Annotated in this window: 9 protein-coding genes; 7 read left to right on the top strand and 2 right to left on the bottom strand. The window is 66.4% G+C overall.

Annotated elements, in window-relative coordinates; translation table 11 throughout:
* Positions 1-688: acyl-CoA dehydrogenase family protein (locus ABD115_RS10890; RefSeq protein WP_343960781.1), on the top strand; the 688-nt coding region annotated here is incomplete at its 5' end.
* Positions 689-795: 107 nt separating this feature from the next.
* Positions 796-2,457: a class I adenylate-forming enzyme family protein gene (locus tag ABD115_RS10885; protein ID WP_343960779.1), complete on the top strand. Its 1,662-nt coding sequence runs from the start codon at positions 796-798 to the stop codon at positions 2,455-2,457.
* Between the two features lie 154 nt (positions 2,458-2,611).
* Here the strand turns inward: ABD115_RS10885 and ABD115_RS10880 are convergent, their stop codons facing one another.
* The gene (locus tag ABD115_RS10880) at positions 2,612-3,799 is read right to left on the bottom strand and encodes a hypothetical protein (RefSeq protein WP_343960777.1); all 1,188 of its coding nucleotides are present in this window, start codon (positions 3,797-3,799) and stop codon (positions 2,612-2,614) included.
* A gap of 63 nt (positions 3,800-3,862) precedes the next feature.
* Positions 3,863-4,261, bottom strand: a complete 399-nt coding sequence (locus ABD115_RS10875; protein ID WP_343960776.1) for a VOC family protein — start codon at positions 4,259-4,261, stop codon at positions 3,863-3,865.
* 149 nt (positions 4,262-4,410) lie between these two features.
* Here ABD115_RS10875 and ABD115_RS10870 point away from each other — a divergent pair, with 149 nt between their 5' ends.
* From ABD115_RS10870 to ABD115_RS10850, 5 genes are all read left to right on the top strand, one after another.
* Positions 4,411-4,833, top strand: coding sequence for a VOC family protein (locus tag ABD115_RS10870; RefSeq protein ID WP_343960775.1), 423 nt, complete (start codon positions 4,411-4,413; stop codon positions 4,831-4,833).
* Positions 4,834-4,878: 45 nt separating this feature from the next.
* The gene (locus ABD115_RS10865) at positions 4,879-5,088 is read left to right on the top strand and encodes a DUF4287 domain-containing protein (protein WP_343960774.1); all 210 of its coding nucleotides are present in this window, start codon (positions 4,879-4,881) and stop codon (positions 5,086-5,088) included.
* Positions 5,089-5,108: 20 nt separating this feature from the next.
* Entirely contained in the window at positions 5,109-5,513 is a 405-nt protein-coding gene (locus ABD115_RS10860) for a DUF1801 domain-containing protein (protein WP_343960772.1), read from the top strand.
* A gap of 181 nt (positions 5,514-5,694) precedes the next feature.
* The gene (locus ABD115_RS10855; RefSeq protein ID WP_343960825.1) at positions 5,695-6,336 is read left to right on the top strand and encodes a GTP pyrophosphokinase; all 642 of its coding nucleotides are present in this window, start codon (positions 5,695-5,697) and stop codon (positions 6,334-6,336) included.
* 46 nt (positions 6,337-6,382) lie between these two features.
* Positions 6,383-7,159 (top strand): phosphotransferase, encoded by a 777-nt coding sequence (locus tag ABD115_RS10850; protein WP_343960771.1) that lies wholly within the window; start codon positions 6,383-6,385, stop codon positions 7,157-7,159.
* The last annotated feature ends 55 nt before the right edge of the window (positions 7,160-7,214 follow it).

Below are 7,214 nucleotides of genomic sequence, written 5' to 3'. Positions count from 1 at the left end.
GAAGACGTTCATCACGAATGCGACGCAGGCCGACTGGTTCTGCATGCTCGTGCGCACGGGCGACGAGGGCGGCTACAAAGGCATGTCGCAGATCATCGTGCCGGCGGGGCTGCCTGGTTTCGAGATCGTGCGCAAGCTCGACAAGCTCGGCAACCGCTCGAGCGACACCGCCGAGCTGCGCCTCGACAACGTGCGGGTACCCGTGTCGAACACCATCGGCGAGATTGGCCGCGGCTTTCAGCAGCAGATGGGCCAATTCATCATCGAACGACTCTCGGCCTGCTTCTCGATCGTGGGCGGCACCGAGTGGGCGCTCGCGAAGACCCGCGACTACCTGCGGGTGCGCGAGGTGTTCGGGGCCCCGCTCGCCACGCGCCAGTACCCCGTCTTCAAGCTCGCCGAGCTCACCGCAGACGTCGAGCTGCTCAAGGCGATGAACGAGAAGATGTGTCGCATGCTCAACGCCGGCGAAGACATTACGCGAGAGGCCACCGTCGGCAAGCTGCACGCCGGGCGCACGTATCGCAACGTCGCCGACGCCGCGATGCAGTTTCACGGCGGCCTCGGCTACATGGAAGACAGCTGGACGGCCCGGTTCTATCGCGACGCGAGGCTCAGTTCGATCGGCGGCGGCGCAGACGAGGTCATGCTGCAGGTGCTCGCCCGCATGGATGGCTACCGCGTGTAGCGCCAGGCGATCCGCCCCCGCGCCGTGCACCGCCCCGCTGCTCGCGCCTCAACTCACCCTCCCCGATTCACCCACACCCAACGACGCCCAGTCAAAGGAGACAGGCAATGAAACCAGCTACGAGTACGGTCGACCCCTTCGATCTCAACATCGCAACCCGCAACACCGTCGGCGACATGCTCACGCGCACGGCCGACGTGTCGCCCGAGCGGGTTGCCGTCGTTGACGGTGACCGGCGCATCACCTATGCCGAGTTTGAACACGATGCCGAGGCCATCGCCCGGGGCATCATCGAGCTCGACGGCGCGCCAGAGCAGGGGCACCCTATTGCCGTGTTCATGCCGAACGGCTACGAGTTTCTCGCAACCTACTTCGGCATCGCGAAATCGGGCCGCGTGGTGCTGCCGATCAACTACGGGCAGACGCCGCAGGAGATCGCCTGGATTCTCGGCGACGCCGAGGCGAGGCACGCGGTCGTGCACGAGACGCTGCTGCCGATCGTGCGGGGCGCGCTCGCCGCGGGCGCGCAGCTCGACACCATCGTCGTGCATCGGGTGAGCGAGGAGGAGATCGCCGTCGACGGCGCGCGAGTGGTGGATCTCGCGAGCCTGCGTGCGACCGAGGTCGACGGCGAGCTGCGCATCATCATTGCGAGCGACGACGTCGTGCAGTGCCTGTACACCTCGGGCACCACAGCGGCCCCCAAGAGCGCCCTGGCAACGCACAATGCCGTCGTAACGGGGGTGATGAACAACGCTCTGACCGTCGGCGAGTCGTGGGTGCGCCGGCCGCCGACAGTGCTCGTCGTGCTGCCGCTGTTCCACGTCACCGCGCTGAACACGCTCACGAAGCCGGTGCTCGCCGTGGGCGGCACGATCGTGCTGCACAACGGGTTCAACCCGGCGGCGGTGCTCGACACGATGGAGGCTGAGCGGGTAACAATGTTCACTGGGCTGCCGATGATGTGGGCGGCGATGATCGCGGAGTTCACCCGCCAGGCGCGCGACCTCAGCAGCATCGACACCGCCATGTACGCGATGGCGCAGATGCCCGAACGCGTGCTCGCAGGCATGGACGTCATGATGCCGAACGCGCTGAAGCTGCTCGGCTCCGGCCAGACCGAGGTGATTCCCGCAACGACGTATCAGCGGCCAGAGCACCGGCACACGAAGAACGCGTCGTGGGGCATGTCAGCGACCACCGTGCGCACCCGCATCATGGACGAGAACGGCAACATCTTGCCGCCCGGCGAGGTCGGCGAGATTGTGTATCGCGGCCCGCACGTTACCGCCGGGTACTGGAAGCGCTCAGACGCGAACGAAGCGGCGTTCAAACACGGCTGGTTTCACAGCGGCGACATCGGGCACATCGACGAGGAGGGCGTGATCTGGTTCACCGACCGGTCGAAAGACATCATCAAGTCTGGTGGCGAGAACGTCTCGTCGATGAAGGTCGAACGCACGATGGCGTCGGCGCCCGGCGTCGTGGAGTGCTGCGTCGTTGCCACGCCGCACGAGTACTGGGGCGAGGCCGTGACACTCGTCGCCGTTGTCGACTCGTTGCCCGAGGCGAGCGAGGTCGACGAGACGGCGTTTCGGCTCGCGCAGCAGGCGCTCGCGGGCGACCTCATCGCCTACGCGAAAGAGCACCTCGCGAAGTTCGAGGTGCCCAAGCGCGTCGAATTCATCGCCGAGCTCCCGAAAACCACCACGGGCAAGGTGCGCAAGAACGTCGTTCGCGACCTGGTGACCGGGTCGACCAGCGAATAGCGCTTGCCTCCCGGTAGCGCGGTGCTGGGCGGCACCGCGCTACCGGGAGGCCTGCACGGGGAGGCGTGCACGGGGCGGCACCGCGCTGCTCGCAGGCTGGCTAGGCTGGTTCGTGGGCGCCTGCGAGCGCTGGCGACGCCGACGGGGCTGACGGTTAACTCCCGGTGAGCTGGGCGAGGCGAGCGCGCATGCGTTCGAGTGCGCGCTCGCGCTCGCGCAACACCTGCGCGGGCCAGGCTGAGCGCCTGAGCGTCAGCGGGTTCGCGATCCACACCGCAGCGAGAAACGCAGCAGCGTAGAGCACAGGCAAGAACGGCGGGCGAATGCCGGAGAGCACAAACCACAGGTTGTACACGAGCAGCAGCGCGACGAGCACGGCGAGCACGACGCCGCCAACAGTCTCGAGCTTGCTTCGCACCTCGTGGCCTGCGAGCGCGGCGAGCCGCGCATCGATGAGGTCGCGCTGAATAATCGCGACGACGAAGAACATGAGCGCGCCCAAAGCCAAGAGGTAACCTGCTTCGAGCAGCGCTGCCGACGGCGGCTCGCCGTGGCCTAGCCAGAACGCGAAGAATACGACGACGGTGAGACAGCCGTGCACGACCAGCGGTCGCCGCCACGGCGAACGGGCGGCGTGCGCCACGACGGCGGGGCCGCGATAGAAGCGGGGCGCGTCGACGAGGTGTTCGTGCTCGCGCTCGAGTTTGGTGACTGCGCGCTGCAGTAGCTCTGCGCGCCGCGCGGCTGGCCGAAAATCGAGTCGACCGAGCACGAGCGACAGCACGATCGCGACCGGTGTCATGAGCATCAGACCCCAGAGCTGTTGGCCGCCCTCGCTCGTCGCGGTCGGGGCATGGGTCGCGAGCACGACGACTGACAGCACCGTCCACGCGAGCATAAACCCGCCGATCAGGGCGGCGACAAAGGGGAGCGGTTTGAGCACTGACTGGCTGTCGACGTCAGCTGTTGGGGTCACGAGAAAGCCAAGGCCAACGAGGAGCGCAAGGAGCGACGGCGCCACCCAGCCGACGTAGCTGCCCGAGATCGCGACGACCTCGATGATCTCGTTCCAAGCGCCGCCGTAATGCGGCAGGCTGTTGTTATCGGCAGCGAGCATACCTGCGCGTGCAAAGAACGCGAGAAAAAACACGAGCGGCCATAACAGCGAGCCAGCGGCGAAGAGCGCCACGGAAGCACCCCAGCTGTCGGCCATAGTTTGGGTGCTCGCCGGTGCGGTGCCCGCCGGCGCCGTGTTCGACGGCAAGCTGCTCGCCGCCGCGTTGGTGCCCGGCAGGGCTGCGGCGACCGACGGCTCTGGTGGAGTGTTCTCGGAGTGTGTCATTGCGCTCTGTAGCGATAGTACCGAGCCCTGAGCGCTTCGGCGAGCAGGGCCCCCGTGGGAGAGCTAATCGCTGTGACGGCAGAGACAGAACAGGTGGCCGGCAGGGTCGCTGAATACCACCCAGTTGCCGGTCTCGCTCGGTTGCACAGAGTGGCGCACCGCGCCGAGGCCGACGGCCACGGCGGCGGCGCCATCAAGGTCAGGCACTGAGAAGTCGAGGTGGGCCTGCTGCGGCGTCGGGCCGTCAGGCCATTCGGGCGCGCGGTAGTTCGACACCTGCTGAAAAGCGAGCCGCGACGCGCCTGCGTCGGCTATGGGCGGGTGCACCTCAACCCAGCCGTCATCGGTGGGGTCTCGGTCAACGCGCCACCCCAGCAAGGCAGCGTAGAACTCGGCGAGGGCGACGGCATCGGGGCAGTCAAGCGCGAAGGTCATGCGGGTTGCTGCGATCGTTGAAGCCATGTCAAAAGTGTACGGGCCGCTCCGTGATCGCGCACCGTCAGCCGACATTTGTGGGCTGATAATCGGCTGAAGAAAATCTGTTGATGGGCTGTGTAAACCGGTGATCCGCGCGATACTGGGTGCATCCCGTCACTGTCGAAGGAACCCTCATGGCACACATGCTCGCGACCTATATCGCGCTCCCCGGCACCACCGCTGAGGCGATGGAACACTGGCACGAGGTGTTTGGGGGCAGCCTCGAGATCATTCGCTACGGCGAAGCGCAGCTAAAAGACCTGCCGTTCGACCCGCCGCCCAACGCCGTGGCGCACGCGTCGCTCACCCTGCCTGCCGGCATCATCACGGGCGGCGATGTGATGGACCATGGCACCGATTACCCGGTTCGCGGCACCGCCTACTCCCTCCTCTACACGACCGACACCCCCGAAGAGGCGCAGCTCTACATCGACAGGCTGACGGCCGGTGGCGGCTCGCTCGGCATGCCATTCGAGCAGGCCCCGTGGGGCGACTGGTACGGTCAGGTCTTCGACCGCTACGGCGTGATGTGGGCGTTTTCCTGCGCAGTCATCTAGCGTGCTACGTTCAGATTCTCGCACCCAGCACACCGAGGAGGCAGCGTGAGCGAAGCCGTGAAGGGCCCGAAGTCGTATTTTCCGTCGATCGAAGAGAAATACGGCAAATCGATCGACGAGTGGATCGCGCTGCTGGGCCCGCACGCCGGCGAGAAGCACATGGAGCAGGTCGCCTTCTTGAAGGATCAGGGCATGGGGCACGGGCACGCGAATGCGCTGGTGCACGTGTTTCGCGCGGAGCACGGGGGAGCGTAGTGGCGGCGAAAGAGCCTGCGATGTCGCCTTCGGCGATGCCCGTCGGCGAAGTCTTCGATAAGGTCACGGGCCCCCGCCGGGCCGAGGCAGACGAGTTGCTGGAGCTGCACCGCGAGGTGAGTGGGCTGGAGCCCGTCGTGTGGGCCGGCAGAATTATTGGCTTTGGCGAGGTTGAATACCGCTATGAGAGCGGGCACGGCGGCCGCATGCCCGAGATCGCCTTCGCGACAGGCCAGCAGCGCCACACGCTCTACCTGCCCGAAGATTTCGCAGAGCTCTGGCCAGACCTTATCGACGCGCTCGGCCAGCACAGGGCGAGCAAGGTGTGCCTGTACCTCACCCGGCTCACCAAGATCGACATGGGGGTGCTGCGCGAGTTTCTGGTGCGCTCACTGGCGCACTCGCGGGGGCAGGGGCGACCGTGATGAAACACCCGTCAAATCACAGGCGTTTCAAAAGCCCTGGGGTTAGCCTCGCACTATGAGCAACACCGCACCGATTCCGCGAGCGGCCCTCGCCGCTGTGGGCGACACCTCCGCTGTCGGAGACGAGATCACGATTTCGCCGAGTGTGCTTCGCTCGCTCGGCGGCGAGTTGCAGCGCTTCATGCTCGAATACCGCTTCGCCATGCAAGAAATCGAGACGAAGCTCGCAATTCTCAGGGAAGAATTCGTGCACATGCACGAGTACAACCCGATCGAGCACGTCTCGAGTCGGGTGAAGAGCGCAGACAGCCTGCTCGCGAAGGTCGAACGCCGCGGCGTGACGCCCGAGATTGACGCGATTCGGCGCGAGATTCAAGACATCGCGGGCGTGCGCGTCACCTGCGCATTCATTCGTGACGTGTACCGGCTGTTCGGGCTACTCACGCAGCAAGACGACATCACGGTGCTCGAGGTCGAAGACTACATCGAGCACCCCAAACCCAACGGGTACAAGAGCCTGCACGCGATCCTCTCGGTGCCGGTCTATCTCTCCAGCGGCCGCGTCGACGTGCCCGTCGAGGTGCAGTTTCGCACAATCGCGATGGATTTCTGGGCGAGTCTCGAACACAAGATCTACTACAAGTATCAGCGCCAGGTTCCCGAAGAGATGATGGCAGAGCTCAAGCAGGCAGCCGACTCCGCGGCAGAGCTCGACACGCGCATGCAGAGCCTGCACGTGCAGATGCACGGCGAACCGCCGCCGACCTCGCCGATCAACCTGCAGGAAATTCGCGACGTGCGAGACAGAATTCGACGGGTCTGACGCGCGAGCGCGCCAGCCGGGCGCGAGTACCTCTAGGCTCGGAGTTGTGGAACACAGCGAACACCTTCCTGGCGGCTCAGGCGGCGTCTGGCGCGTGCGCGATGCGACCGGCGAGACCCGAGTGCACCGGCCGACGGGCCCGTGGACGCCGGCCGTGCACGAGCTCCTCGGTTTTCTCGCGCAGCGTGGGCTCGATGGCATTCCCGAGGTAGTGGGCATCGACGACGAGGGCCGCGAGGTGCTCAGCTACCTGCCAGGCGAGACGCTCGACCCCGAGCGCGAGCAGGTGGAAGACGCCGCACTCGCGGCGGCGGGGGCCTGGCTGCGTCGCTTCCACGATGCCGTCGCCGAGTTTCGCCCTGTGCACGACAACTGGCGCCAGGGCGTGCAGCCGCTCGACCGCGCACGAGGCGAGATCATTTGCCACAACGACCCGGGCCTCTACAACTGGGTGGTGGTCGGGGGCGAGTTCGCGGGAATGATCGATTGGGATCGCGCGGGGCCCGGGCTGCCGCTCGATGACCTCGCGTTCCTCGCCTGGTCTGGGGTGCCGCTGCTGCGTGAGATTCCGTTCGACGAGGCGGCGGATCGCGTCGCGCTGCTCGCCGCGGCCTATGGCGGGGTCGACGGCTCTGACCTGCTCGACGCGGTCACCCGTCGCATGGAGCTCATCGCGAGCCGCTGGAGCGCGGGAATCGAACGCGGTGACCCCGGCACGCTCGCGCTTCGAGACGCCGGCATCATGGCTCGCCACGAGGAGCGGGTGGCAGCGTTTCAGCATCGCCGCGAGCACCTGCGAGCGCTCGTCGCCGAGCGGGCATAGCAAGCGGGGCGCGCGGCGCTGCGCGGGTACTACCGCCCCGTTGTCGAGCTCGCGC

This window comes from Leucobacter albus (assembly GCF_039528015.1).
GTDB classification, from domain to species: Bacteria; Actinomycetota; Actinomycetes; order Actinomycetales; family Microbacteriaceae; genus Leucobacter; species Leucobacter albus.
The sequence above is the reverse complement of the archived record's forward strand: the minus strand, read 5'-3'. Positions and strand labels throughout refer to the sequence as shown.